The following is a 24010-nucleotide window of genomic DNA, read 5'->3' as shown; positions in this document are numbered from 1 at the left end:
CCCGCACCGCCGAAGTGGCTCGGCACGCGCCCCCGCACCGCCGCAGCGGCGCGCGCACCGCACCGCCGAAGTGGCTCGGCGCCCGCACTGCCCCACCGAAGGGCTTCACTCTCCGGGGCCTCCGAGTGTCCTCGGGCACCGTCCCCGTCCTCGGGCTCAACGGACCTCCATCGCCTGCCTATCGCGTCCGCGATCCCGCACGAACGTGCAACACAGCGTCATCCGGGAAGAGACCGGCGCGCGCCCGTGTTGTGCTGGAGGGCGCCGATCGCGCCACCCCCTCATCACATGTCTGGAACAGCTATGCCCCGTCGCCGTCTGACCGTCCTCGCCGCCACCCTGGGCCTGAGCGCCCTCGCGCTGACCGCCTGCAGCGGCGGTGCGACCTCCGGGGCCACCCCGGGGGCGGTATCCGAATACGGGCTCGTTTCCGACGGCACTCTGACCGTCGCCACCGAGGGCACCTACCGCCCGTTCTCATACCACGAAGGCGCGGGTGACCTCACCGGTTTCGACGTCGAGATCGCCCAGGCCGTCGCCGACAAACTCGGCCTCGAGGTGAAGTTCCAGGAGACCCAGTGGGATGCCATCTTCGCCGGCCTCGATGCGGGACGCTTCGACGTCATCGCCAACCAGGTGTCGATCAACCCCGAGCGTGAGCAGAAGTACACCTTCAGCACCCCGTACACCGTGTCGCGCGGCGTCGTCGTCACCGCCGACACCGACAGCTCGATCGCGAGCTTCGCCGACCTGTCGGGTAAGACCACTGCGCAGTCGCTGACGAGCAACTGGTACGAGCTGGCCACCGAGTCCGGCGCCCAGGTCGAAGCCGTCGAGGGCTGGGCGCAGGCGGTCGCCCTGCTCAAGCAGGGTCGCGTGGACGCCACGGTCAACGACCAGCTGACCTACCTCGACTACGAGAAGACGAACAGCCCGACCGGCCTGAAGATTGCCGCCGAGACCGAGGACACCTCTGAGAGCGCGTTCGCTTTCAAGAAGGGTCAGGACGCCCTCGCCCAGGCCGTCGACGGCGCCCTCGAAGAACTCCGCACCGACGGCACGCTCGCGGAGATCAGCGAGAAGTACTTCGGCGCAGACGTCACGCAGTAACGACCCGCTGTAAAGCCCCGCGGATCGACCGTCTCCCGCCCCTAGCGTGGGAACCGGTCGGTCCGCGTCCGCGTGTGCGCGGGCGCCCGCGGGCAGAATCCGGGCACATGGCCCGCAGGAGGAAGGAGGCCCATGAACGACATCTGGACGCTGATGCTCGACTCGTTCTGGCCGATGGTTCTGGCGGGTCTGCGGGGCACCATCCCGCTGTCGCTGGCCTCGTTCGCGATCGGTCTCGTCATCGCGCTGTTCATGGCGTTGCTGCGCCTGTCGCCCAACATCGTGTTGTCGGGAATCGCCCGGTTCTACATCTCGATCATCCGTGGCACACCGCTGTTGGTGCAGTTGTTCGTGATCTTCTACGGCCTGCCGTCGCTGAACATCACGATCGACCCCTTTCCTGCGGCGGTCATCGCGTTCTCGCTCAACGTGGGCGGATACGCCGCGGAGGTCATCCGCGCGGCGATCCTCTCGGTCCCCCGTGGACAGTGGGAGGCGGCTCACACCGTGGGCCTTTCGCCCGCAAAGACGCTGACGCGCATCATCCTGCCGCAGGCGGCGCGGGTGTCGGTGCCGCCGCTGTCGAACACGTTCATCTCGCTGGTGAAGGACAGCTCGCTGGCATCCCTCATCCTGGTCTCGGAACTGTTCCGCCAGGCCCAGAACATCGCCGCGTTCTCGTATGAGTTCATGGCCGTGTATCTGGAGGCGGCGCTCATCTACTGGCTGTTCTGCCTGGTGCTGTCCTTCGGGCAGAACGCCCTCGAGAAGAGGTTGGACCGCCATGTCGCCCACTGAGAACCCTCTGCTGCAGGTCACCGGGCTCGAGAAGAGCTTCGGGACGAACAAGGTGCTCGCCGGCGTCGATCTCGAGGTCCGCCGCGGCGACGTCCTCGTCTTGATCGGACCGTCGGGGTCGGGCAAGACGACCGTGCTCCGCTGCCTGAACGGCTTGGAGACCCCGGATGCCGGAGTGGTGGCGTTCGCGGGAGGGCCGAGCGTCGACTTCGCGGCGAAGGTGACCAAAGCCGATCGGACGGCGCTCCGAGATCGCTCGGCGATGGTGTTCCAGCACCACAACCTGTTCCCGCACCTGACCGTGATCCAGAACGTCATGGAGGGGCCGGTGCAGGCTCACCGCGTACCCCGGGCCGAGGCGATGGAGCGGGCCGAAAGGCTGTTGGCCCGCGTCGGACTGTCGGAGAAGCGCGACGCCTACCCGTCCGAGCTGTCGGGGGGCCAGCAGCAGCGGGTGGGGATCGTGCGCGCGCTCGCGCTCGAGCCGCAGCTGCTCTTGTTCGACGAGCCCACCAGCGCCCTCGACCCCGAGCTGGTCGGGGAGGTGCTGACCGTGCTGCGCGAACTCGCGAACGAGGGGTGGACGATGGTCATCGTCACGCACGAACTCGGTTTCGCCCGCGAGGTCGCCGACGAGGTGCTGTTCTTCGACGAGGGTGTGATCGTCGAGCGCGGTGCGCCGTCGGAGCTGCTGCGACAGCCGAAGAAGGAGCGCACGCGGCGCTTCCTCAACCGACTGCTGCGTCCCCTCGACGGTCCCGATCCCGCGTCGGACGACACCGCGTAGCACCCGGCGCGGAGTAGCGTCGAAGCATGCGACGCCTCGAGAGTCTGCTCGGAATCGACACCCCGGTGGTGCTCGGGCCGTTCGGCGGACTCTCGTCCGTCGCGCTGACCGCGGCGGTCAGCGACGGCGGCGGTCTCGGGTCGTTCGGGCTTTACGGCTATACGCCCGCGCGCATTCACGACACGGTCGCCGCGCTGCGCTCGGCCACTTCGGGTCGTATCGCCGTGAACCTCTGGTGGCCCCGCGGAGACGAGGTCACGCCCGCCGACATCGACATCGTCCCCTTCCTCCGCGCCGCCGACCCGCTCTTCGCGGCCGCCGGCATCACGCCGCCCGCACCCCCGGCATCCTTCATGCCGACGGTCGTCGACCAGCTGGACGCGGTCTTCGAGGCGCGCCCCGACGTGCTGAGCGTCGTCTTCGGGGTTCCGGATGCCGACACCCTGGCCCGCGCCGAGGCAAAGGGCATTCGCGTCATCGGCACGGCCACGTCGGTCGCCGAAGCGATGGCGCTCGAGGCCGCCGGCGTCGACGCCGTCGTCGCCACGGGAACGGAAGCGGGGGGACATCGGGTGTCGTTCCTCCGCGACCCCGCGCACTCGCTCGTCGGCACTTTCGCGCTGGTGCCCCAGGTCGTCGACGCCGTCGACATCCCGGTCATCGCGGCGGGCGGCATTGCCGACCGTCGGGGCGTCGCGGCGGCGTTCGCGCTGGGAGCCGAGGGCGTCCAGGTCGGCACCGCGTTCCTGCGCACCCGGCAGTCCGCCGCGACGGACGGCCACCGGGCGGCGATCGCCGCGGCCGCCGACACGGACACGGTCTTGACGCGGGCGATGAGCGGACGGCTGGCTCGTGGCATCCCGAACCGGGCGATGCGCGAGCTCGAGGCATCGGGCATGATCGCTCCGTTCCCCGCGCAGAACTGGCTCACCGGGGTGTTCCGTGCCGCGGCGGCCGCGTCGGGCGACGCCGAGCTGGTGTCGCTGTGGGCCGGGCAGGCGGCGGCGCTCGCGCGTCTCGACGACGCCGCGGAAGTCCTCGCGGAACTGCGCGCCGGGCTTCCCGGCTGACACCGGCGGCACGGCGTGCCGTGCCGCTTCGCTCAGGCGGTGGCGCGGATCTCGAAGCCGTCGGGAGGCGTCTCGGAGCTCTCGGCCGTGTCGACGCCGTCCACCCGCGCGGACGGAGGGCCCTGATGCGCCCACGCGAGGACGGTGTCGACGGTCGCCGCGTCTCCCGCGATGAGCGCCTCGACCGTCCCCTCGCGGCGGTTGCGCACCCAGCCCCTTGCGCCCGCGCGCTGCGCTGCGGCCTCCAGCGCATAGCGGAAGCCGACGCCCTGCACCCGCCCGTGCACCATGATCATCACCGTTCGCATGGGCTCATTCTCGCCGACGGACTCGCGGTCGGGCGCGCGGCCGACGGGGAAGGGCGCGGTGGGGCGGGCGACGTGCACCGCGGGAGCCGAATCGCGCCCCGAGTCCCATGGCGTCGCAACGATTCAGTGCGACAGCACGAGCGAGAGAGCGATGGCGAACATCACCACGGCGATGATCGCGTCGAGGAGGCGCCACGCCCGCGGGGTGTCGAGCCACCGGCCGAGGTAGCGCGCGCCGAATCCCAGCGCCGAGAACCACGCGAGGCTCGCGATGCAGGCGCCGATCGCGAACGCCCAGCGGCCTTCGCCGTGAGTGGATGCCACGGAGCCGAGCAGGAAGACGGTGTCGAGGTACACGTGCGGATTGAGCCACGTGAGCGCGAGGCACGTCAGCACGGTGGCGGTCACCGTCGTTCGGGTGCGCAGGGCGGTGCCGCCGGCATCGGTCCTCGCGGGCGTCGCCGTGCCCACCCGCAGGGTCTCGCCGCTGGGCCGCACGGCTCGCCGAGCCGCGAGCACGCCGTAGCCGACGAGGAACGCCGCTCCCGCCCAGCGAGCGACCACGATCAGCCACGGGACGACCTGCAGCACGAGTCCGATCCCCGAGACGCCGAGCAGGATCAGCACGGCATCGGAGATCGCGCACACCGCGACGACGGGGAGCAGGTGCTCGCGACGGACGCCCTGCCGCAGCACGAACAGGTTCTGGGCGCCGATGGCCACGATGAGCGAGAGACCGAGGCCGAGACCGGCGAGCAGGGGAGTGAGCACGTTTCGACGCTAAGGCGGTGATGCACACAAGACCAGCTCAAGATTCTTCAGGACCATTAGCATCGCTTCATGAACGTCCCGCTCGACCTCGCCCGCACTCTCGCCGTCGTGGTGGAGGAAGGGACACTGGATGCCGCCGCCCGTCGCCTGCACATCACTCCCTCCGCGGTGAGCCAGCGCGTCCGTGCCCTCGAAGACCAGCTGGGGCGGGTCGTGCTCGTCCGCTCGAAGCCCGTGCGCACCACCGAGGCGGGGGATGCGATCGTCCGGCTCGCTCGCCAGCTCTCCCTGCTGGAGCACGACGCGCTCGCCGCGATGGGGGCGGAGGGTGGTGCCGTGGCATCCGTGCCTCTCGCGGTGAACGCCGACTCGCTGGCCACCTGGTTCCTGCCGCCGCTGGCCCGCGTCGCCGCGCGCCGCGCCGTCGTGTTCGACCTGCATCGGGACGATCAGGACTTCACGGCGGGGCTTCTGGAATCGGGCACGGTGATGGCCGCCGTCACCTCGCGCGAGGCCCCGGTCGCCGGGTGTCGCGTGCGGCGGCTGGGGGTGCTGCGCTATGAGGCGGTGGCTGCGGCGGGCTTCGCAGCGCGGTGGTTCCCCTCCGGTGCACACTCACAGGCTCTGAGCGCGGCGCCGGTGGTCGACTTCGACCGACGCGACGACCTTCAGTCCCGGTGGCTCGCTCGTCGGGGTGTGGCCGCTGCGGGTCCTCCACGGCACCGGGTGCCGGCATCCCAGGACTTCGCCACCGCGATCGAACTGGGGCTGGGGTGGGGGCTGCTGCCGGGCTTCCAGTCCGCGGCGGGCCTCGCGGCGGGTGCGCTCGTGCGCTTGGGCGAGGATCCCGTCGACGTGCCGCTGTTCTGGCAGCAGTGGAACCTCACTTCGCCGCTGCTCGACGACATCGCCGACGAGATCGTCGGCGAGGGGCGCCGCGTACTCGCGGCGTGAGGTCAGTCGTCGCTGACCCGCAGCACGATCTTGCCGCGGGTGTGCCCGCGTTCGAGCTCGGTGTGGGCTGCGGCCGCCTCGGCAAGGTCGAACACGCGGTCGACGTAGACCCGCACGGCGCCGGAATCCAGCAGGCGTGCGATGGTCGAGAGAGCACTGCCGTCGGGGATCGTCTTGTAATCGGTGCAGCGGATGCCGCGAGCAGCCGCCGCCTCGCGGAACCCGGGCCATGCGCCGGTCGGAACTTCGATCAGCAGCCCGCCCGGGCGGAGGACCTCGAGCGAGCGGGTTCCGGTGTCGTCGGAGACGTCGCCGATGAGGTCGATGACGACGTCGACGTCGTCCAGCACGTCTTCGAACCGCGTCGAGGTGTAGTCGACCACCTCCGCGGCGCCGAGCTCACGCAGCCACGCGAGATTGCGCGGCGACCCGGTGGCGATGACGTGCGCGCCGAAGTACGCGGCGAACTGCACGGCGAAGTGCCCCACTCCGCCGCCGCCCGCGTGGATGAGGATGCGCTGCCCCTGATGGGCGAGGGCCGTCTCGACGACGAGCCCCCACGCGGTGAGCGCGGCGACCGGCACCCCTGCGGCTTCGACGTGCGAGAGGGAGACAGGCTTGCGTGCCAGCGACAGGGTCGGCACGACCACGTACTCGGCGTAGGTGCCCGCCGTGCGGGGGACGGCGGCCATGCCGTACACCTCCGTCCCGACCGGGAACGGGTGCGCGTCGAAGGGTGCCCGCACGACGACACCGCTGACGTCGAGCCCGAGCACCGCGGGCCAGGCGTCGATGGATGCCGACATCCCACGTCCCGCCCGCGTCTTGGCGTCGATCGGGTTGATACCCGCCGCGACCACTCGCACGAGCACCTCGCTCAGCACCGGCTGCGGCACCGCGGTCTCGGCGATGCGCAGCACGTCGGCGGCGCCGGGCGCGTCGTAGACCACCGAACGCATCGTCTCGGGCACCGCGGGAGCGGGGCGAAGGGCGGTCTCGGGACGCGTCGATCGGAATCTCATCGGGCGCTCTCTCTCGCGGGATAGTCGCAGCCGAGGCGGCTCCGCCCCGACCATCACAGTCAAGCGCGTCATTGTCTCGACGGTGTTTCGCGGCCGTCACCGTGTCGCGAAGCCCGCGCCGGGTGGCATCCCGTCTGTGCGGGTGCGGGGATTCGAGCGCGGCGAGAAACGCGGCCTGCTCGGAGAAACGCCTCGTCGCGCGGTTTCTCGCCGCGAACCGCGTTTCTCGCGCGACTATTGCGGCCATCGCGCGCTCGCCCGGGCCACATGCGGGGCCGACGCCGCCGAGCCGTCAGTCCCGAGCCGGTACCTCGCCCACCGCGAGCGCGTGCAACAGCGTCGAGAGGTGGCGGATGTCGTCGATCGACCAATCGGCGATCGCCTCGAAGAGCCGGCTCTCGTGCGGCGCGCGGGCGTCGGCGAGCCGGCGATGACCGACCTCGGTGACGGCGATGAGGCGCGAGCGGCCGTCGTTGGGATCGGGGGTGCGGGTGACGAGCCCGAGCTCCTCGAGCTCGGTGATCGATCGGCTGAGGAAGCCCTTGTCGGCCGCCAGGCGCTCGGCCAGGGCCGAGAGGGTCAGCGGTCCGAACCGGCTCACGACGGAGAGCGCCTTGAAGGTGGCCGGGAGCATTCCGGGGCTCACGCGTTCCGCCGCCTCGGAGACGAAGCGGCGGAACACGGTCATGAGCTCCGAGAACGACGATTCCAGGGCCTGCACGGCCACTCGGCGGTCATCGGTCACGTCGCTCGTCACGTCAGCCATCCTCTCCCATCTCGGCGCCGCGGTGGGTGCGGCGGGAGCCGGCGGCATCCCGGGTTCGCCCCGAACCGGTGGCGGAGAGGGCGCCGCCGTCGGCGCGGGAGTCGGCCGCGGCATCCAGGGTCCGCACCGAACCGGTCGCGGAGAGGGTCGCCATGGCGGCGGGGACGGAGACGGTGGCGAGATCGGCTTCGCTGGCCGCCACGCGCTCGCTGGTGGTCATGCGGGTCAGCGGCCGGTTCGGCAGGAACAGGATGGCGATCAGGCTCACCACGGCGACCGGCACCGCGATGAGGAACGAGTGCGCGATCGACTGCGCGTAGATGTCCTCGACGATGACGCGGACGCTCTCGGGCAGCGCCGACACCTGCGGGATCGTTCCCGACTGCAGCGACTGGGCCACGGTGGCGCCGTTCGCGCCCAGACCCATGATCGCTGCCTGCAGGTCTGCGGCTCGATCGGTGAACAGGGTCGTGGCCATACTGGCGAGTGCTGCGCCCATGACCGAGACGCCGATCGTGCCACCGAGGCTGCGGAAGAACGTCACCCCTGAGCTTGCGGCTCCCATCTGCGCCGGGTCGGCGGTGTTCTGCACGATGAGCACGAGGTTCTGCATCGTCATGCCGACGCCCGCGCCGAGGAAGAACATGTACAGCGAGACCAGGGCGAAGTTGGTGTCGTAGTGGATGGTCGACAGTAGGAACGATCCCGCGATCAGCAGTACTCCACCGGCGATGAGGAACGGCTTCCAGCGGCCGAAGCGCGAGATGAGCGCGCCGACGACGATGGATGCCACGAGCAGGCCGCCGATCATCGGGATGGTCATGACGCCGGCCTCGGTGGGCGTGGCACCGCGAGCCATCTGCATGTACTGGCTGAGGAAGACCGACGTGCCGAACATCGCCAGTCCCGTCGCGATCGAGGCAATGGTGGCGAGGGTGAAGGTCGCGTCGCGGAACAGGGTGAGCGGAACCAGCGGCTCGGAGGAGCGCAGCTCGACGACGATGAAGAGGACCGCCGCCAGCACGGCACCGCCGACCATGAGCGCGGTCTCGAGGCTCGCCCAGTCGAAGGTGGTGCCGGCGTTCGTCACCCAGATCAGCAGCAGCGACACCGCGGTCGACAGCAGCACGATGCCGACGTAGTCGATCTTCACCTTGCGCTTCGCGCGGACCGGCAGGTGGAGCGTGCGCTGCTGGATGAGCAGGGCGGCGACGGCGAAGGGGAGGGCGACGAAGAAGTTCCAGCGCCAGCCGAACGCGTCGGTGATGACGCCGCCGAGAAGCGGACCGCCCACGGTCGCAACGGCCATGACGGCGCCGAAGAGGCCCATGTAGCGGCCGCGCTCGCGGGGGCTGATGATGTCGGCCATGATCACCTGGCTGAGGGCGGCGAGACCGCCGGCGCCGAGTCCCTGCACCGCACGGAAGGCGATGAGCATCTCGGTGTTCTGCGAGAACCCGGCGGCGGCGGTGGCCAGCACGAAGATGGCGATCGCGACCTGGATCAACACCTTGCGGTCGAACAGGTCGGCGAGCTTGCCCCAGATGGGGGTGGAGATGGCGGTGGTGAGGAGGGTCGCGGTGATGACCCAGGTGTAGGCGTTCTGGTCGCCCGACAGGTCGTGCACGATGACCGGCAGCGACGTCGAGACGACGGTCGAGGCGAGCATCGACACGAAGGTGCCGAGCAGAAGCCCGATGAGGGCCGGGAGCACACGCCGCGGGGCGGCGGTCTCGGGGGAAACGGTTGTCATGCGGAACTCCACGTGGGGGACGGATGCCGCGACGACGATGGCGCGATTAGTTGACTGGTGTCAACGATACCCCTGATGCTTGACCTGAATCAACTATTAATCGAGAAGCGCGAGTGCGCGGTACCTCTCCGTGGGCTCCGGACGCACGGGCTCAGGGCGCGGTTGGCGCGCCTGCATCGTGCGGCGGTAGAGCTCGTCGATGAGCGACGTCGCCAGGTTCACGAGTTTGCCGATCTCGCGCTCGTCGCGGTCGATCCATTGGCAGCGGGGTTCGTCGTGCAGGGGGACGAAGCCGTCGTGCTGCTCCCATGCCACGAGGGTGCGCTCGGCGCCGAGCACGTGCTGCTGCCACCAGATCTGCCGCATGTAGGTGCGGGGGATCGAGCGCCACGCCTTGTTGGTGGTCTTGATCTCGGCGAGGACCACGCGTCCTTCGCTGTCGACGACGACGCCGTCGGGGGTAGCGAGGTGACGCTTCTCAACGACCGCGTGGTATAACGCGGAGGAGGGGCGGATGCCGTGCGTCGCCGCGACCCAGGCGGCGATCTCGGGCTCGCGCCGACGGCCGTGGGCGGTGAAGGCGTTGCCCGAGAAGCTCGAGCCCAGGAGCTTGGCATCCGCCGCCCGGGAGATCGCGTTCGGGCTGGTCAGGGTCGCCACATCGGTGGCGGTGATCCCGCGGGATCGCGCGCGGATCCAGGCCACTCGATCGCGGGAGTCGGCGACGATCCGTGCGTCGAGGTCGGCGCTTCGGGACGCGACGAACTCGGGGGACATGCGTTCGACCCTAACCCCGCTCGCGCGTGGACCGGATGCGAATCTCGGCGCGTCGGCATCCGGGGTCTTGTGATGCAGGTAAGGGGGACCTAAGTTGATGGGCATGACTCCGGATGCCGCTTCGCTGCGCCGCCCCGACGGCGGTCGCTGGTGCGATCTCGAGGGTGCGGTGCTGCTCGGCGGCGACGCGCGGAACCTCCCCGAGATGCGGCGCATCGCCGCCGCCCTCTCGCCCGCAGCTCATGTGACGGTGCTGGTGGAGGTGTGCGGATCCGACCAGGTCGGCGTCATCGACGCCCGCGAGGGGCGGGTGAGCTGGCTCGATCGGTCTCTCGACGGCGGGTTGCGCCCGCGTGGCGAGCGTCTCGCGCAGGCGATCCACGCCTGGTGCGCGGAGTGGGCCTGCGGCGACGACCCCGTCTGCACGGTCTGGCTGGGCGCCCGCACGCCCTCGCGCATCGTGCGCATGACCCGCGCCCTGCTGCCCGAGCCGCGCGTCTCCTGACGCGGGGGAGCCCGGCCCGCCGCCGCGGAGGCGGCGTGCGTCGGTCGGGCGAGGCGGGGGCGAGCGAGGCCGGGCGGGGTGGGGCGGCGCCCGGTTTGGCGACGGGCGCGACGGTCGGGTACACTAGAGCCCAAGCCAAAGACCGTCGGTTATCGGAGTGCTCGCATTCCGGTCGAAGCGTCTGCTGAGAAGCAGAGAACCTACGCAGGTCACATGAACTCCTCCCGAGAGGGAATCCGAGCTCCGTGCGCCTGCGCCGGAGCTCTTCTTTTTGCCCAGACCCGGTGTCTTCGGCTGGCGCCCCGTCATCGCGGAGCGCCTCGTACACACAAGGAGTGGCCATGGCGCAGAAGGATGCATCGGTCGCCGAGCTCACGAAGAACTTCGAGAACTCGACCGCCGTTCTGCTGACCGAGTACCGCGGTCTGACGGTTGCCCAGCTCAAGCAGCTGCGCAACGACATCCGTCAGGACGCGGATTACGCCGTGGTGAAGAACACGCTGACCAAGATCGCCGCGTCCAACGCGGGGGTCACGGGACTGGACGACGAGCTCAAGGGCCCGTCTGCCATCGCGTTCGTGCACGGCGACCCCGTCGCCGTCGCGAAGAGCCTGCGTAACTTCGCCAAGGCTAACCCTCAGCTCGTGGTGAAGGGCGGCTACTTCGATGGCGCCGCTCTGACCGCGGATGAGGTCAACAAGCTCGCCGATCTCGAAAGCCGTGAAGTCCTGCTGGCGAAGCTCGCCGGTGCGATGAAGGCGACGATGACCAAGGCGGCATACGTCTTCCAGGCGCTTCCGTCGAAGGCCGTTCGCACGGTCGACGCGCTGCGCGAGAAGCAGGACACCGCGGCCTGACCCGGCCCGGCTGATTAACCCGATCAAGGAGATACAACATGGCTAAGCTCAGCACCGAAGAGCTGCTCGACGCGTTCAAGGAGCTCACGCTCATCGAGCTGTCCGAGTTCGTCAAGGCGTTCGAGGAGACCTTCGACGTCACCGCTGCCGCCCCCGTGGCCGTGGCCGGCCCCGCCGCCGGTGGCGCTGCCCCCGCCGAAGAGGTCGAGGAGAAGGACTCGTTCGACGTCGTCCTCGAGGCCGCCGGTGACAAGAAGATCCAGGTCATCAAGGTCGTCCGCGAGCTCACCTCGCTCGGCCTCGGCGAGGCCAAGGCCGTCGTCGACGGTGCTCCCAAGGCCGTGCTCGAGGGCGCGAACAAGGAGACCGCCGAGAAGGCCAAGGAGGCGCTCGAGGGTGCCGGCGCCACGGTGACCCTGAAGTAATCACGCTTCATGCGGTCGCGGTAACGCGATACACGAAGACCCGGATGCCACTGGCATCCGGGTCTTCGTCGTTTCCGGCGGGGGCGTCGACGCCGAGGCGAGTCGGCGCCGGGTGACCTCCAGGCCGGGGGCACGGCACATCCGGGTCTCCTGGGCGGCAGGTCGGGGGCACGGCATCCGGATCTCCCGGGCGGCACGCGCAGCGTGAAACCCGGTTTCACCGGTCGAGGGACCGATGTTCACCAGATCGAAACGTTGAAGCCTGGGAAAACCGTATGCCCATCGTTTACGGTCGTTGAGAACCCCCGTCGATCCCCCCATCCGACGTCGATCGTTCGCGCGTCGGTACCTGGAGACTCATGCCCAACGCTGCCTCGCGCGTACCCGCGCGCCGCTTCACGACCGCGCTGAGCGCCGCCCTCGGCGCCGCACTGCTCGGTTCCGCCCTCGTTCCGCTCCCGGCCTTCGCCGCAGACGGCCCCCGGGTGGTGATCAACGAGGCCTACCTGAAGGGCGGCAGCGCCGACGCATTCTTCAACCAGAAGTTCGTCGAGCTCTACAACGCCGGTGACACCCCGCAGGACCTCAGCGGATGGTCGTTGCAGTACCGCTCGGCGGGCAGCGCAGATGCTCCGACGGGTGCGAACACGCAGCGGTTGAGCGGGTCCATCGTCCCCGGTGGCTACTACCTCATCGGCCTGCCCGGCAACAACAACGGCGCCAACGGAGCGACGCTTCCGACGGCGGACGTCATCAGCGGGGGCCTGAACCCCTCGGGTACGAACGGTCAGCTGTTCCTCGCCAACGTCACCGAGCCCGTCGCCCTGCCCGCCGGGTCCGTCGCCGACAGTCGCGTCGTCGACTTCCTGGGGTACGGCAGTGCGGCCAGCTTCGAGACGCAGGCGGCGACCGTCGAGGGCCCGAACGGAACCGCGAACGCGCTCTCTCGCACGGGCTTCGTCGACACGAACGACAACTCCCTCGACTTCACGAACACCACCACCGTGACGCCGCAGGGCTCGGGAGGCGCGGTCGCACCCACGCCCACGCCGACCGCGACGGCCACCCCCACTGCCACGCCGACGCCCGCGCCGACCGTCACCCCCGGCGCGGTCACGCCGATCCGCGACATCCAGGGCACCGGAGCGACGACCCCCCTCGCGGGCACCACCGTCACCACGCGCGGGATCGTCACCGCCGCCTACGCGACCGGCGGATACAACGGATTCTTCATCCAGACCCCCGGCACGGGCGGCTCGCTCGACCCGGCCACCCGCACCGCATCCGACGCCGTGTTCGTCTACGGCTCCGACGCCGCGCAGCGGGTGTCGATCGGCCAGCACGTCGAGGTCACGGGCACGGCGAACGAGTTCGCCGGGCAGACGCAGATCACCGTCGACGCAGCCTCCGTCAGCATCCTCACGGAGCAGGCCGCCGCCGTGGAGCCCGCGCTGATCACGTGGCCGAAGACCGACGAGGAGCGCGAGCGCTTCGAGGGCATGCTCCTCGCCCCGCAGGGCGACTTCACCGTCACCAACACCTACTCGACCAACCAGTACGCCGAGGTCGGCCTCGCCGCCGGCACGACGCCACTGCGCACGCCCACCGACGTGGCACGCCCCGACACCCCGGCCTACGTCGCCGCCGTTGCCGACAACAACGCCCGCGCGGTCGTGCTCGACGACGGCGCGTCGATCAACTTCTTGAACGACGCCAACAAGGGCATCCCCCTGCCGTACGTGTCGCTCACCGAGCCGGTGCGCGTCGGGGCCGCGGTGTCGTTCGAGACGCCCGTCATCCTGGACTTCCGCAACAACGCGTGGAAGTTCCAGCCGACGCAGCAGCTGACCGTCGACAACGCCGGTGACGTGCAGCCGGCGATGTTCGAGAACGATCGCACCGAGGCCCCCGAGGCCGTCGGCGGCAACGTCAAGATCTCCAGCTTCAACGTGCTCAACTACTTCACGACGACAGCCGAGAGCGTGGGGTGCACCTCGACGTACAAGGACCGTGAGGGCAACCCCGTCACGGCCGACACGTGCCCGGCGCCCGGTCCCCGCGGAGCGGCGAACGACGCCAACCTGCAGCGCCAGCAGGACAAGATCGTCGCCGCCGTCAACGGACTCGGCGCCGACGTCGTCTCGCTCGAGGAGATCGAGAACTCCGCCGCGTTCGGCAAGAACCGGGATGCCGCACTGTCGACCCTCGTCGACGCGCTGAACGCGGCCCTGGGCTCGGCGCAGTGGGCCTTCGTCCCGTCGCCGGCCGTCCTCCCGGCATCCGAAGACGTCATCCGCACGGCGTTCATCTACAAGAAGGACGTGGTCGCGCCCTCGGGCGACAGCGTCATCCTCGACGACCCGGCGTTCCGTAACGCCCGTCAGCCGCTCGCGCAGGCCTTCGCCCCGGTGGAGACTCCGGATGCCAAGATCCTCGCGATCGTGAACCACTTCAAGTCCAAGGGCGACAGTCGCCCCGCGGCCACCGGCGACAACGCCAACGGCATCCAGGGTGCCTTCAACGGCGACCGCGTGCGTCAGGCGGAGGCCCTCGGGAACTTCGCGAAGACCCGCTCGGCCGAGGTCGGCACCGACGACGTGTTCCTGCTCGGCGACTTCAACGCCTACACGCAGGAGGACCCGATCGAGAAGCTCCGCTCGTTCGGCTTCGAGCCGCTCGAGGCGGGCACGGGCAAATACTCGTACTCGTTCAGCGGTCAGTCGGGCTCCCTCGACCACGTGCTGGCCTCGCCGTCGGCTCGCGAACTGGTCACCGGCACCGACATCTGGAACATCAACGCCGTCGAGGCGCTCGCCCTGGAGTACAGCCGCTTCAACTACAACGTACGGAACTTCTACGAAGCCACGCCGTATCGCTCCAGCGACCACGACCCCGTGATCGTGGGCCTCGACCTCGGCGCCCCGACGACGGACATCACCCTGCTCGGCATCAACGACTTCCACGGCCGTATCGACGCCAACACGGTGAAGTTCGCCGGCACCATCGAGCGGTTGCGCGCGGAAGCCGGTGAGGACAACACGCTGTTCCTCTCCAACGGCGACAACATCGGCGCCTCGCTCTTCGCCTCGGCGTACTTCGACGACGAGCCGACCATCGAGGTGCTGAACGCGCTCGAGCTCGCGGCATCCGCCACGGGAAACCACGAGTTCGACAAGGGCGCGGGCGACCTCACGGGTCGGGTCTCCGACTCCGCTGACTTCCCGTACCTCGCCGCGAACGTCTACAAGGACGGGCAGCCGCTGCTCGACGAGTACGCGATCTTCGAGGTCGACGGGGTGCGCGTGGGCGTCATCGGTGCCGTCACGCAGGAGACGTCTCAGCTCGTCTCTCCCGGCGGTATCGAGGGAATCGAGTTCCGGGAGCCCGTCGCCGAGGTGAACCGCGTCGTCGCCGAGATCGAGGACCAGGTCGACGTCATCGTGGCCGAGTACCACGAGGGCGCCGCCGAAGGCGACTCCACGAGCGAGACGATCGAGGAGGCCGTCGCCGCCGGCGGTGCTTTCGCCACCATCGTCAACGAGACGGATGCCGCGGTGGACGCGATCTTCACCGGTCACACCCACCAGAAGTACGCGTGGAACGCTCCGATCCCCGGCGCCGACGGTACGCGCCCGATCGTGCAGACCGGCAGCTACGGCGAGAACATCGGCGAGATCGTGCTGACCGTCGACAGCGAGAACGGCGACGTGGTCGACTACTCGGCCCGCAACGTCGCCCGCCTCGCCGCGGCGACCGTGCCGGACAACCCCGCGCAGACCGCCGCGAACAGCGCCGCTCTGGACAGCGAGCTGATCGCCACGTACCCGCGGGTCGCCGAGGTCGACCGCATCGTGAAGCTCGCCCGCGCCGAGGCCGACCGGGTCGGCGCCCAGCCGGTCGGATCGGTCACGGCCGACATCACCACCGCATTCCGCGGCGGCTCGTACGTCGACGGTGTCTACACCGGAGGCCAGCGCGACGACCGTTCGAAGCAGTCCGCGCTCGGTGGCCTGGTCGCCGACGCGCTGCGCGACACCCTCGCCGACCCCACCCGAGGCGGGGCGGAGATCGCCCTGGTCAACCCGGGCGGCCTGCGCGCCGAGCTCCTCTACGCCGGCGACGGGGTCATCACACTGGCCGAGGCCAATGCCGTGCTGCCGTTCGTGAACAATCTGTGGACCACGACCCTCACCGGCGACCAGCTGCGCCGAGCCCTGGAACAGCAGTGGGGCGACACCGCCGGTCGCGACCGCGACCTGGCCCTCGGCGTGTCCGAGAACGTCCGGGTGACCTACGACGTCTCGCGCGGTGCCGGTCAACGCATCACCGGCATCTGGATCGACGGGGTGGCCGTCGACCCGGCGGCGCAGTACCGTGTCGGCTCGTTCAGCTTCCTGCTGCAGGGCGGCGACGCGTTCTCCGTGCTCGGCCAGGGGGCGGATACACGGGACTCCGGCCTCATCGACCGCGACGGGTGGATCGACTACCTGGAGGCCAACCCCGGCCTCACCCCCGACTTCACCGCCCGCGCGGTGCAGGTCTCGGGCGCATCCGCCGAGGTCGTGCCCGGCGGCGACGTCACGCTCGCCGTCTCGAACCTCGACCTCACCTCGCTCGGTGCGCCGGCGAACACGTCGCTGGCCGCGGCGTGGGCTTCGGGTGCGCAGGGTCAACCGGTCGAGTTCCCCGTCGTGAACGGGGCGGCGGCGGTCACCGTCGGCGTCCCGGCTGATGCCGCAGGGGTGCTCTCGCTACAGCTCACCGCGCAGCCCAGCGGCACCGACGTGACGGTGCCGGTCCAGGTCGGTGTCCTCGGCGGCGGTGACGGGACGGGCTCCGGCTCGGGCGTCGGCGCGGGCCAGGGCGGCAACGCGGGCCAGGGCGGGTCCCTCCCCACGACGGGTGCCGACTCGGGCTGGATGGGTGCCGGCGTGCTCACCGCGCTCGCGCTGCTCGGGCTCGGCGTGATCGCACGTCGTCGCTCGGTTCGCCAGAGCGGCTGACCCGTAACGACACGGAAGCCCCGGATGCCATGGCATCCGGGGCTTTCGTCGAGGATCGGGGCCCTGGATGCCATGGCATCCTGTGCCGCCGTGGTCTCACGCGGAGCGCGGGGGAGCGGTGGACGCGCGCACGACCAACCGCGTCTCGGCATCGGTGCGTCGTGGCGCCTCGCCGGTGCCCTCGATCATCGAGACGAGGATGCGCGTCGCTTCGATGCCCTGAGCGAGGGGGAACTGCTCGACGGTGGTGAGGGAGAACATCTCGGCGTAGTCGTGCCCGTCGATTCCGACGACGCTGAGTTCGGTCGGCACCGAGATGCCCATCCGTCGTGCCGCGATGATCACGCCGATCGCGACCTCGTCGCACGCGGCGACCACTCCCGTCGGGCGCGAGGCCGCATCGGCGAGGAACGAGGCCGCCGCGGCATAGGCGTCGGTGATGGTGAGGGTGGAGGGGACGTCGCGGATGCGCACGGCGAGACCGTGGTCGTTCATCGCGTTACGGTAGCCGATCGAGCGCTCGTCGACGTCTTTCGCCGGAGCATCGGAGCGGGGCGTACTGCCCACGAAGGCGATGTCGGTGTGACCGAGGGCGATCAGGTGCTGCGTGATGATGCGCGTGATGGCGATGTTGTCGAGCCCGAGCGTGGGGACGCCGGAGAGGGCGTTGCCGATGCTGACCACGGGCTTGCCGATGTTCGCCAGGCGTTCGAGATCGGCGTCGTCGGGCTCGAGGGCGACGGCGATGATGCCGTCGAAGCGCTTTCGCGCGAGGTACGTCGAGTACAGGCTCTCCCGATCGTTCGAGCCGGGTTCGGCGACGTACAGGGTGACGTCGTAGCCGAGCGGGATGAGGGTGCGCTCGACCCCCTCGACGATCGCCCCGAAGTACCACCGGTTCACCTTGGGCACGATCAGCGCGATTGTTCGCGTGCGGCCGGTGGCCAGGCTCACCGCGCTCGTCGAGGGGACGTATCCCAGGGATGCCGCCGCGTCGGCGACCCGTCGGCGGGTGCCGTCGGAGACGTACCCGCCGCCCGTGAGGGCGCGGCTGGCGGTCGACTTGGACACGCCTGCCAGACGTGCCACCTCAGCGATTCCGCTCATGCGTGGTCTTCCTCGTGATGGGTCGACGTCCGTGTCGACGTCGAGAAGAGTATCCAACATCCGAGAAAAGTGGAACCGGTTCCCGGGGCTCGTGCACCAGGTGGACCCCGTGAATTCGCCAGTTATCCGTTCGTGACCTGACGCTGGTTGCGAGTCTTGTGAATTGCCTCTACGGTTGCCTGGAATCGGTTCCTCACTGGATCCGGTGCACCACAGAACTCAAAGAGGAGAGACCACATGGGTATGTCACAGCGGACTCGCCTGCTGGCGCCCGTCGGGCTGCTGGCGGTCGGTGCGATCGCTCTCGCGGGCTGCGCCGAAGGCGACAGCGGCGGCACGAGCGGATCGAGCGGGGGCGCGACCACGGTCCGCATCTCCGGCGGAATCACCGGCACGGAGGCCGATGCGCTGAACGAGACGTTCGCGCAGTTCACGCAGGACACGGGCATCGAGGTCGTGTACACCGGCGACAAGAGCTTCGAGGGCAACATCGTCACGAAGGTGTCGGGTGGCGACGCCCCCGACATCGCCATCGTCCCGCAGCCGGGCCTGTTGAAGACCCTCATCGGCACCGGCGAGGTTCAGGCAGCCTCCGACGCCGTCTCGTCGAACGTCGACGAGTACTGGGGCGAGGACTGGAAGTCCTACGGCACCGAGGACGGCACGTTCTACTCCGCCCCGATGCTCGCCAACCTCAAGGGCTACGTGTGGTACTCGCCGGCGAAGTTCGCCGAGTGGGGTGTCGAGGTTCCCAAGACTCTCGACGAGCTCATGACGCTCACCGCGACCATCCAGCAGAAGACCGGCGCCGCCCCGTGGTGCGCCGGCTTCGCCTCCGACGCCGCTTCGGGCTGGCCCGGAACCGACTGGGTCGAAGACATGGTGCTGCGTCTCTCGGGCCCCGACGTCTACGACCAGTGGGTCGCCAACGAGGTCAAGTTCACCGACCCGCAGATCAAGGCGGCCTTCGACGCGGTGGGCGACATCCTCCTCAACCCGTCGTACGTCAACGCCGGCTTCGGCGACGTCAGCAGCATCAACTCGACCGCCTTCGCCGACGTCGCCGCCAAGGTCGCCGACGGCAGCTGCCCGATGACGCACCAGGCGTCGTTCCTCTCGGCCAACTTCCTGACGGTCACCAACGCTGCCGGTGAGACCCCGACGATCGCTCCCGATGGAGACGTCTACGCGTTCCTGACCCCGGGCGTCACCGAGGGCGAGCTCGCGGTCGAGGGTGGCGGCGAGTTCGTCGCGGCCTTCTCCGAGGACGAGAGCGTGCAGAAGGTCGTCGAGTACATGTCGTCGCCCGAGTTCGCCGACGCCCGCGTCAAGCTCGGCGGCGTCATCTCCGCCAACAAGGGCGCAGACCCCTCGCTCGCGTCCAGCGAGTTCCTCACCGAGGCGATGCAGACGCTGCAGGACCCGAACACCACCGTCCGCTTCGACGCATCCGACCTCATGCCGGCCACCGTCGGCTCGGGCTCGTTCTGGAAGGGCATGGTGAGCTGGATCGACGGCACGCCGACCGACCAGGTGCTCAGCGACATCCAGGCCGGTTACGACAACTAGTCGAAACCGACGAACCGATGGGCCGCCCGCGACGCGGGCGGCCCATACGGTCCATACTCGTAATCCGCCCCACGCACCACACGGGCACTCATCGATGAGCACGAAGGCGTGTTCGGGAGGGACGTCATGACCGATATCAAGAACGCGGAGACGACGCCGAAGGCGTCACCACCGCCGACTGGCCGGGGCAAGCCCGCGTCACGCGGTTCCGCGGCCACGCATCGCACCACGCTGCTCGTGGTCCTCGTGGGCCTCATCCTCGCGGTGGCCCTTTTCCTCTTCATGGTGACGCGGGCGCCGGTCGAGACCAGGCCGACCACGCTGGGCTTCTCGCTCAACAGCTTCTTCATCTGGCTCGGCGGACTGAGTCCGATCGCGCAGATCCCCCTCGTGCTCGTGGTGTTCGCTGCCGTGGTGGGCCTCCTGCTGCTGCTCATCGAGTACGCACCGCGCGCGGGCAAAGGCTACTTCTGGCTGCGGTTGGCGGCGTGCTTCGTCATCCCCGTCCTGGCCTTCATGCTCCTGCGGCCCTACCAGAACGCCGTCATCTACGTGCTCGGCATCGCGATCATCCTCGGCGCGATCCTCTTCTATGCCGACTACCGCTCCCGCCAGGGCGCGGGCTACCTGTTCCAGCTCATCCTGTTCGCCGCTCCGGCCGCGATCCTGCTGCTGCTCGGATTGGTGTACCCGGCGATCACGACCTTCTTCCAGTCGTTCTTCGACAAGACGGGAGAGAACTTCGTCGGTCTCGAGAACTACATCTGGACCTTCACGAACCCCGAGGGCTTCTGGTCGGTCATCAACACGCTCATCTGGGTCCTGCTCGCGCCGACGATCGCCACGGCCATCGGCCTGGCCTACGCCGTCTTCATCGACCGCGCGGCGGGGGAGAAGTACCTCAAGGTCCTGATCTTCATGCCCTTCGCGATCTCGTTCGTGGGCGCCGGCATCATCTGGAAGTTCGTCTACGACTTCCGCCAGGGCGATCAGATCGGCATCCTGAACGCCATCGTCACCTCCTTCGGGGGGCAACCGATCTCGTGGCTGTCGGCCGCGCCGTTGGTCAACACGCTGCTGCTGGTCGTCGTGTTCATCTGGAGCCAGACGGGGCTGGCGATGGTCATCCTGTCGGCGGCCATCAAGGCCGTCCCGCCGGAGCAGAACGAGGCCGCCGAACTCGACGGCGCGAGCGCGTGGGAGCGGTTCATCAACGTCACCGTCCCCGGCATCCGCTCGTCGCTCATCGTGGTGCTCACCACCATCGCCATCGGTGCGTTGAAGATCTACGACATCGTCGCCGTGATGACCGGCGGTCGTAACGACTCGACCGTCCTCGCCTTCGAGATGGTCAACCAGCAGCAGCGCTTCCAGAGCTACGGGCACTCCGCGGCGCTGGCGGTCGTGCTGTTCGTCTTCGTGTTGCCGCTGATCATCTTCAACGTGCGCCAGATCCGGAAGCAGAGGGAAGTGCGATGACCACCTCCACCGTGGTGCTCGAACCCACCACCGACACCCGAACCGCCCGTCAGGTCGCCCGCGACACACGCAAGCACGAGGCCATGGCGCGCAGGCGCCTGACCTCCAAGGGCGCCACGATCGCGGCGATCGCGATCGCGTTCTTCTGGACGATCCCGACGTTCGGTCTGTTCCTGACGTCTTTCCGCCCCGGATCCGACACCCAGTCGACCGGTTGGTGGACGGTGTTCACCGATCCGTCGTTCACTCTGGAGAACTACCGCCTGGCGCTCACCTCCGGCGGCACGGCTCTGACGCTGGCCCAGTCGTTCCTGAACTCGCTGGCCATCACGATCCCCGTCGTGCTCTTCGCCCTCGCGATCGCTTCGCTCATCGCGTACGCCTTCGCGTGGATCGACTTCAAGGGCCGCAACTTCTTCTTCATCTTCATCTTCGCGCTGCAGATCGTGCCGCTGCAGATGGCCCTCGTGCCGCTGCTGAGTCTGTTCTCGCGAGGGTTGACGATCAATGAGGTCACGATCTTCCCGGGCTTCGACCTGCGCGGCGTGGAGCACAGCTTCGCCACCGTGTGGATCGCGCACGTGATCTTCGCGATGCCGCTGGCCATCTTCCTGCTGCACAACTTCATCGCCGAGATCCCCGCCGAGGTCATCGAGGCCGCGCGCGTGGACGGCGCCGGACACGGGCAGATCTTCTTCCGCCTGATCCTTCCGCTCGCAGCTCCTGCCCTGGCGTCTTTCGCGGTGCTGGAGTTCATCTGGGTGTGGAACGACCTTCTGGTGGCGACGATCTTCGCGCCATCGTCCTCTCTGCCATTGACGCAATCGCTCAACTCGCTGTCGGGTACGTGGGGCGACCAGTGGTTCCTGCAGTCCGCGGGAACGTTCATCTCGATCCTGGTTCCGCTGATCGTCTTCTTCCTGCTGCAGCGCTTCTTCGTGCGTGGCCTGCTGGCGGGCGCGACGAAGGGCTGAGCCCGACCACACGCCAAGGGCGCGGCATCCGAGGGGATGCCGCGCCCTTGGCGTTTCAGGTGTCGTTGCGGCGGTGCGGCGTGGGGAGACGCGATGTGCAGGGTGTGTCGCGGTGCCGTTGCCGTGGTGTGGTGCGGCCCTGAGAAACGCGATTGGCGGGGAGAAACGGCGTGACGAGGCGTTTCTTCCGCGGGAAGGCGTTTCTCGGTGGGGTGCGGGGGTGCCGGCGCGGGGTGGGCCACGGTGGGCGCGGGGGTAGCGCGGAGGGACGCGATGTGCGGGTGCGCCACGGTGCGTTGCGGCGGTGTGGCTCTGAGAAACGGGATCTGCGGGAAGAAACGGCGTGACGAGGCGTGTCCTCCACGGCAGGGCGTTTCTCGGTGGGGTGGCGTGGAGTGGTCGGGGCGCGGGATGCGAAGGCACTTCGGCCGAAGGCGGGCGGGGCGCCGGGCGGGGGATGCCGGGACGCGGGGCTAAGGCGCGCGGGGGCGGGCGGGTCAGGCGCTGCAGCCGAGGCGCGACTGGATGTCACGCATCGCGTCGATCTCGGCGGACTGCCCGCTGACGATCGTGCCGGCAACCTCTTTCACCCGCGGGTCGTCGCCGAGCTCGATGACGGCCTGCGCCATGGGGATCGCGCCCTGGTGGTGGCGGGTCATCAGGCCGAGGAAGAGGCAGTCGGCGGGCTGGCCCTGCAGGGTGCGGAGCTCGTCGAGCTCGGCATCCGAAGCCATTCCCATCTCGGTGAGCAATTGCTGCTGCGTGAGCGCCGCGGTGTCGCCGTGGCTGTGCTCTCCCGACGCTTCCATCCACGTCATGAGGGGCTGGCTCGACGCCTGCGGCAGGCCCCACTCCACCAGCCACCCGTACATCTCGCCGCGCTGGCCGGACTGCCCGGTCGCGATGTCGTACGACAGGGTGCGCAGCTCGTCGTCGTCGGTCTTGCGATAGATCTCCATCGCCATGAGCACCGCTTGCGTGTGATGCACCTGCATGTCGCGGGCGAAGCCCGCATCGGCCGAAGTCTCCGACGGGTGCGCGGGCGCGGCCGTCGCACCGAACGCCGTGAAGCGTCCGATCGCGAAGGCCACGGCCACGACCGCGAGGGCGACGACCGCGACGACGATCCAACGAACCGCGGGACGTGCCGACGGAGCGTCGTCGCTCACCCTCAGGCCTTGCCCGGTCCGTCGACCGCGCCGGAGCAGGAGGCGTTGGGCTCGGGGACGTTCTGGCTGCGCCAGAACTCGGTGAAGAAGTCCTTGATGCGCGGGTCGGCCGGGTCGTCGACCTTGAGCTGGTGGTTCCAGCCGCTGACCGCGACGGCGGTGTCCATGTCGGAGTAGGGCGAGAGGATCACGTAGCTGGAGGGCATGACGGCCTTCAGGGCGTCGATGCCGGCTTCGTCGACGCGCGCCGGGTCGTACGTGACCCAGATGGCGCCGTGCTCCATCGAGTGCACCGCGTTCTCGTTGACCTGGGGCTCGGTGTAGACGCCGCAGTTGAGCCAGTACGGGTTGTGGGGGCCGCCGGCGGGCGGGTTCTGCTCGTACGTCACCGTGCCCTGCACGTGGTCGGAGCGGTTCTCGAAGGTCTGAACGCCGCCGATCTCCTGGCCCGTGGAGTTGCCCGCCTCGTAGCTGGGGGCGGGGGCGGGGGCGAAGACGAAGGATGCCACGACCAAACCGATCACGGCGACGGATGCCACCGAGCCGACGACCCACCATACGAGCTTGCCGCGCTTACGACGCGCCATCTGCTTCTGGTACTCGGCCAGCTTCTCCTGGCGCTTCTGCTCGCGCTGCTGCTTGACGGTGAGGTCGATCTGAGCCTGCTTGGCGGGGTTGCCGCTCGCTCGCTTATCGGAGGGGGAGGTCATGCGCTGTGTTCTGTCTCTCTTCGGGGCGGGACACATCGGCGTCCGCCGACACGTCCAGCCTATTCGGGCGAATGGGCCTATGGCCTGGGAGGAACC

The 24010-nt window shown here is 69.2% G+C and carries 21 protein-coding genes; 12 read left to right on the top strand and 9 right to left on the bottom strand.

From position 1 onward, the window contains the following. Nucleotides 1–303: 303 nt before the first annotated feature. The 4 genes from FHS07_RS14275 (at nucleotide 304) to FHS07_RS14260 (ending at nucleotide 3765) form a co-directional block, all read left to right on the top strand. Nucleotides 304–1110 (top strand): amino acid ABC transporter substrate-binding protein, encoded by an 807-nt coding sequence (locus FHS07_RS14275; protein WP_183420806.1) that lies wholly within the window; start codon nucleotides 304–306, stop codon nucleotides 1108–1110. A 132-nt stretch (nucleotides 1111–1242) separates the two neighbouring features. Continuing rightward, a complete protein-coding gene (locus FHS07_RS14270) occupies nucleotides 1243–1908 on the top strand; it encodes an amino acid ABC transporter permease (RefSeq protein ID WP_183420556.1) in 666 nt (221 codons plus the stop codon). Then, nucleotides 1895–2695: an amino acid ABC transporter ATP-binding protein gene (locus FHS07_RS14265; RefSeq protein ID WP_281369422.1), complete on the top strand. Its 801-nt coding sequence runs from the start codon at nucleotides 1895–1897 to the stop codon at nucleotides 2693–2695. Before FHS07_RS14270 ends, FHS07_RS14265 begins: the two co-directional genes overlap by 14 nt. 26 nt (nucleotides 2696–2721) lie before the next feature. Then, nucleotides 2722–3765, top strand: coding sequence for an NAD(P)H-dependent flavin oxidoreductase (locus tag FHS07_RS14260; RefSeq protein ID WP_183420555.1), 1044 nt, complete (start codon nucleotides 2722–2724; stop codon nucleotides 3763–3765). Between the two features lie 32 nt (nucleotides 3766–3797). On the opposite strand, the gene FHS07_RS14255 is transcribed toward FHS07_RS14260, so the two are convergent. After that, nucleotides 3798–4073, bottom strand: coding sequence for an acylphosphatase (locus FHS07_RS14255; protein ID WP_183420554.1), 276 nt, complete (start codon nucleotides 4071–4073; stop codon nucleotides 3798–3800). A 123-nt stretch (nucleotides 4074–4196) separates the two neighbouring features. Further along, nucleotides 4197–4844 carry a LysE family transporter gene (locus FHS07_RS14250; RefSeq protein ID WP_183420553.1) on the bottom strand — a complete coding sequence of 216 codons (648 nt, stop codon included), beginning with the start codon at nucleotides 4842–4844 and terminating at the stop codon, nucleotides 4197–4199. A 69-nt stretch (nucleotides 4845–4913) separates the two neighbouring features. Between FHS07_RS14250 and FHS07_RS14245 the strand changes: the two genes are divergently transcribed. Continuing rightward, nucleotides 4914–5798, top strand: a complete 885-nt coding sequence (locus tag FHS07_RS14245; protein WP_183420552.1) for an ArgP/LysG family DNA-binding transcriptional regulator — start codon at nucleotides 4914–4916, stop codon at nucleotides 5796–5798. 2 nt (nucleotides 5799–5800) lie between these two features. On the opposite strand, the gene FHS07_RS14240 is transcribed toward FHS07_RS14245, so the two are convergent. The 4 genes from FHS07_RS14240 to FHS07_RS14225 form a co-directional block, all read right to left on the bottom strand. Beyond that, nucleotides 5801–6820: an NADP-dependent oxidoreductase gene (locus FHS07_RS14240; protein ID WP_183420551.1), complete on the bottom strand. Its 1020-nt coding sequence runs from the start codon at nucleotides 6818–6820 to the stop codon at nucleotides 5801–5803. 292 nt (nucleotides 6821–7112) lie between these two features. Next, entirely contained in the window at nucleotides 7113–7586 is a 474-nt protein-coding gene (locus tag FHS07_RS14235; protein WP_183420550.1) for a MarR family winged helix-turn-helix transcriptional regulator, read from the bottom strand. Further along, nucleotides 7579–9339, bottom strand: a complete 1761-nt coding sequence (locus FHS07_RS14230; protein WP_183420549.1) for an MDR family MFS transporter — start codon at nucleotides 9337–9339, stop codon at nucleotides 7579–7581. Before FHS07_RS14230 ends, FHS07_RS14235 begins: the two co-directional genes overlap by 8 nt. Before the next feature lie 96 nt (nucleotides 9340–9435). Continuing rightward, nucleotides 9436–10116, bottom strand: a complete 681-nt coding sequence (locus FHS07_RS14225) for a YqaJ viral recombinase family protein (protein ID WP_183420548.1) — start codon at nucleotides 10114–10116, stop codon at nucleotides 9436–9438. Between the two features lie 103 nt (nucleotides 10117–10219). Between FHS07_RS14225 and FHS07_RS14220 the strand changes: the two genes are divergently transcribed. The 4 genes from FHS07_RS14220 (at nucleotide 10220) to FHS07_RS14205 (ending at nucleotide 16906) form a co-directional block, all read left to right on the top strand. Further along, a complete protein-coding gene (locus FHS07_RS14220) occupies nucleotides 10220–10621 on the top strand; it encodes an SIP domain-containing protein (RefSeq protein WP_183420547.1) in 402 nt (133 codons plus the stop codon). A 341-nt stretch (nucleotides 10622–10962) separates the two neighbouring features. Continuing rightward, nucleotides 10963–11478: a 50S ribosomal protein L10 gene (gene rplJ / locus FHS07_RS14215; RefSeq protein WP_055956078.1), complete on the top strand. Its 516-nt coding sequence runs from the start codon at nucleotides 10963–10965 to the stop codon at nucleotides 11476–11478. Nucleotides 11479–11516: 38 nt separating this feature from the next. Continuing rightward, complete coding sequence (rplL, locus tag FHS07_RS14210) at nucleotides 11517–11903, top strand: 50S ribosomal protein L7/L12 (RefSeq protein ID WP_055956082.1); 387 nt, start codon at nucleotides 11517–11519, stop codon at nucleotides 11901–11903. Between the two features lie 359 nt (nucleotides 11904–12262). Then, nucleotides 12263–16906, top strand: a complete 4644-nt coding sequence (locus FHS07_RS14205; RefSeq protein WP_183420546.1) for an ExeM/NucH family extracellular endonuclease — start codon at nucleotides 12263–12265, stop codon at nucleotides 16904–16906. A 96-nt stretch (nucleotides 16907–17002) separates the two neighbouring features. Here the strand turns inward: FHS07_RS14205 and FHS07_RS14200 are convergent, their stop codons facing one another. After that, complete coding sequence (locus FHS07_RS14200; protein WP_183420545.1) at nucleotides 17003–18013, bottom strand: LacI family DNA-binding transcriptional regulator; 1011 nt, start codon at nucleotides 18011–18013, stop codon at nucleotides 17003–17005. A 237-nt stretch (nucleotides 18014–18250) separates the two neighbouring features. Here FHS07_RS14200 and FHS07_RS14195 point away from each other — a divergent pair, with 237 nt between their 5' ends. The 3 genes from FHS07_RS14195 to FHS07_RS14185 all read left to right on the top strand — a co-directional run bounded on the left by FHS07_RS14195 (nucleotide 18251) and on the right by FHS07_RS14185 (nucleotide 22035). Continuing rightward, nucleotides 18251–19582, top strand: coding sequence for an ABC transporter substrate-binding protein (locus FHS07_RS14195; protein ID WP_183420544.1), 1332 nt, complete (start codon nucleotides 18251–18253; stop codon nucleotides 19580–19582). A gap of 126 nt (nucleotides 19583–19708) precedes the next feature. Further along, nucleotides 19709–21061: a carbohydrate ABC transporter permease gene (locus tag FHS07_RS14190; protein ID WP_425488160.1), complete on the top strand. Its 1353-nt coding sequence runs from the start codon at nucleotides 19709–19711 to the stop codon at nucleotides 21059–21061. After that, nucleotides 21058–22035: a carbohydrate ABC transporter permease gene (locus FHS07_RS14185; protein ID WP_183420543.1), complete on the top strand. Its 978-nt coding sequence runs from the start codon at nucleotides 21058–21060 to the stop codon at nucleotides 22033–22035. Before FHS07_RS14190 ends, FHS07_RS14185 begins: the two co-directional genes overlap by 4 nt. A 497-nt stretch (nucleotides 22036–22532) precedes the next feature. Here the strand turns inward: FHS07_RS14185 and FHS07_RS14180 are convergent, their stop codons facing one another. Together FHS07_RS14180 and FHS07_RS14175 are read right to left on the bottom strand one after the other, a co-directional pair. Next, nucleotides 22533–23204 carry a DUF305 domain-containing protein gene (locus FHS07_RS14180; RefSeq protein ID WP_183420542.1) on the bottom strand — a complete coding sequence of 224 codons (672 nt, stop codon included), beginning with the start codon at nucleotides 23202–23204 and terminating at the stop codon, nucleotides 22533–22535. A gap of 2 nt (nucleotides 23205–23206) precedes the next feature. Next, the gene (locus tag FHS07_RS14175; RefSeq protein ID WP_183420541.1) at nucleotides 23207–23914 is read right to left on the bottom strand and encodes a thioredoxin-like domain-containing protein; all 708 of its coding nucleotides are present in this window, start codon (nucleotides 23912–23914) and stop codon (nucleotides 23207–23209) included. Nucleotides 23915–24010: the final 96 nt, after the last annotated feature.

This window comes from Microbacterium proteolyticum (assembly GCF_014192415.1).
GTDB lineage: Bacteria > Actinomycetota > Actinomycetes > Actinomycetales > Microbacteriaceae > Microbacterium > Microbacterium proteolyticum.
Note: the sequence above shows the minus strand (reverse complement) of the source record. Positions and strands in the feature narration are given on the sequence as shown.